Raw genomic sequence first — 2,810 nt, forward strand, 5'->3', positions numbered from 1 at the left:
GTATTCAACCCAAAAACAAAAACAAAACCCAAATTTTAATTGAATATTTTCATATTTGCCGCCTATGTGGTGTATGAGACACCACCAGAAGCGGCCTGACAGCGTTTAGCTGTCATAGCTGGGATTTATCCCAAAAAAAGTGGTTTTGCACGCAGTTAGTTACCTTTAAATATCAGTCACTTAAATACAAAAAATGCAGGTTGGGAAAATGTGGTCAGGGAGCTGGCCGCATTGGGGTGGGGGTACCTTCATAACGCCTTGGTGCGTTGTGAAGAGGGGGAACGGGGCGGGGTTCCCCCTTTGGTATGTAACTACATATAAAACAAAGAAATACTGTTAAACTTTGAACCGTGAGAACTGCAGAACCACTTGTGGTTCTGTGGTTCGAGGGGTTGGCCTGCCCGGCGAGGGCGGTTTTGCAGTTGATTTTACGGTTTCTTCTTTCTTATTTTCTTACTTCTTAAGCACCCTTTAAAGCCTTATATATCAACACTTTACCAAAAAAAAAATTATGAAAATCATAATTTTCGATTATGAAAATCATAATGCAAAATTATGAAAATCATAATCAGACTTATGAAAATCATAATTTTGCATACAGGTGCATTGATATGATTTGATGTTGAAACGATAACTTTCTTATCGTTTTGATATTGACATTGCATTTAGATCGGTTATAAATGCAACATAGGTTATTATTTTTATTAGAAAAAGGAATATAAAATGGCAAAAGCAAAAGTTTTAATAAACGATACAGATGAAGCAGTAATAAAAAACGCATTAGATGTTGAAGATATGAACGAAGTAAATATTAACGTCACGAGAAAAAAGAAAACCGGATTTTTAGGGACTTATTCAATAGTATTTCATGACTCTGTGAAAACACTATCTAAAATGAACTTAAAGCCAAATGCTTATAAGATTGTAATGTACTTATTCGGCATTATAGAGATGGGTAATATTTTAGTTAACTTTTCACAAAAGAAGATAGCTGATGATTTAGGCTTGCAGCCGTCTAATGTATCAAGAGCTTTCAAAGAGCTTTTTGATAAAGGGGTTTTAATCAAAGATAGCGAAGACGGACACGTTTACTTAAATTCAAATCTATGCACTATGGGTGTTCCGAAAAATTTTGATCAAAAGAGAATGAAAAGCTTACAGAAATCAAATATTGAAACTGAAGATTTTAAAAATCAGATTAATTTATTTACTCCAACAAACACCGCAAAAATAAAAACTAATGATAAAAAAGTTATCAAGAAAAAAGAAAAAGAAAACGTTTTAGAGTTTCCAATGCAAAATGATTGGGTTGATATTGAATAGTAAAACTAACACTACCGCACTTCGTTTGCTGAATCCCTAAACCTCGCAAATATAAAATTTGCAAGCTTTAGGGATTTGCTTTTTTGTTTTGAAGTTGACTTTAACCCCGTAGGGCCGCATCTATGGAGCAGCATATGAAATATGCTAGCGTAATAGATATAGTCGGTTCCTATAGCTATTGACAGAAAAACAATAAATGTTAATTACATATATAAGGAAAATTAAAATATAGGAGAATTTAAAATGAAATCACAATTTATGCATGTAGAACTCTACAGCAGAGAAGAACCAGCTAAAAAGACAATAAATAAAAGTAAAAATATAAATCATAAATCTGATGTTAGAACAACAACCGTAAACGGTGTGTTGTCAGAAATGAAAAGGGAGGAGGGTTTTACATCCCATTTAGAAACCATAGCTGCACCGGAGGTGCTCTATGGGTCTATAGATGCCTTAGAACGCTCTATAGAGCGTTACGAGGCCGAATTTAAGACTACAGACAAGAACGGGAAGGAGAAGAAGCTACGCAAAGATGCATGCATCTTGCTAGCTGGTGTGGTTTCTCTAGATCGAGCTGATGAAGAAATTTGGGATGAATATAAGACCAAAGCAATTGAATATTTAAAAAATAAATATGGTGAAAATTTAAAATGTGTTGTTGAGCATACAGACGAAACCAACCCACATTTTCATTTTTACGTCGTTGGAAACAAGGATCAAGATTTAAATTTGCTTCATGATGGAAAGCTCGCAGTATCTAAATTAGCAAAAGAAGATAAGAAAAAATTACATCAAACAGCTTACACAGAAGCTATGATCAAATTTCAAGATGATTTTTATGTACAGGTATCAAATAAATTTGGATTGAGCAGAACGGGCGAGGAGCCGCGAGAACGCTATAAATCACGCCCTGATTACTTGAGATTTAAAAAAAGACAAGAAACAGCATTAAATATATTAGCCAATTTAGAAGAGTTTGAAGAAAAAGAATTAAAAAAAGCAAAACAAGCTGGCTTTAATGTTGGTATTAAAAATTTCGATGAAACTAATTTTTTTAGGAAACTCGATTGGAGAGTAAAAAGAATAAAAAAAGAAAAAGACAATGAGATTAAAAAATTATCGGATGAAAACGATAATTTAAATATAGATAAGTCAAATTTACAGCATGAATTAGATATGAGTAAAATTGAGCTTTCAGATGCATATAGTCAAAGGAATGAAGCATCCAGAAAAAATAGCGTTTATATTGATAAAGTAAACGCTCTAAAAAAAGAAAATAAATTATTACTTCCATACAAAGATCAATTTGATTTGAAATTAAAGCAGGAAAAAGAGCCATTGCAAGCAGAAGTCAAAGAATTGACTTCTGAAAATACCAATTTGAAAAATGAGAACACAAAATTAAAAAAAGAAAATTTAGATTTCAAAGAATTTATTTTAGGTGTTAAAAATTACTATGGATCTAAATTTCAGGAATGGTACGAGGA

The 2,810-nt window shown here is 32.6% G+C and carries 2 protein-coding genes; both read left to right on the forward strand.

Features of this window, described 5'->3' with window-relative positions; all coding sequences use genetic code 11:
* The first annotated feature begins 723 nt into the window (after nt 1-723).
* Nucleotides 724-1,323 (forward strand): Crp/Fnr family transcriptional regulator, encoded by a 600-nt coding sequence (locus tag ACOTX3_RS25835; protein WP_001029633.1) that lies wholly within the window; start codon nt 724-726, stop codon nt 1,321-1,323.
* A gap of 243 nt (nt 1,324-1,566) precedes the next feature.
* On the forward strand, nt 1,567-2,810 hold a 1,244-nt coding region (locus tag ACOTX3_RS25840), incomplete at its 3' end, for a plasmid recombination protein (RefSeq protein ID WP_421634997.1).

Origin of the sequence: Enterobacter cloacae complex sp. IR5384 (assembly GCF_049237265.1) — a bacterium.
In the GTDB taxonomy this organism is placed as follows: domain Bacteria; phylum Pseudomonadota; class Gammaproteobacteria; order Enterobacterales; family Enterobacteriaceae; genus Enterobacter; species Enterobacter cloacae.

What these genes read in the sequence shown, in the direction of transcription:
- ACOTX3_RS25835 (WP_001029633.1), top strand. Translation starts at nt 724, where the DNA reads ATGGCAAAAGCAAAAGTTTTAATAAACGATACAGATGAAGCAGTAATA.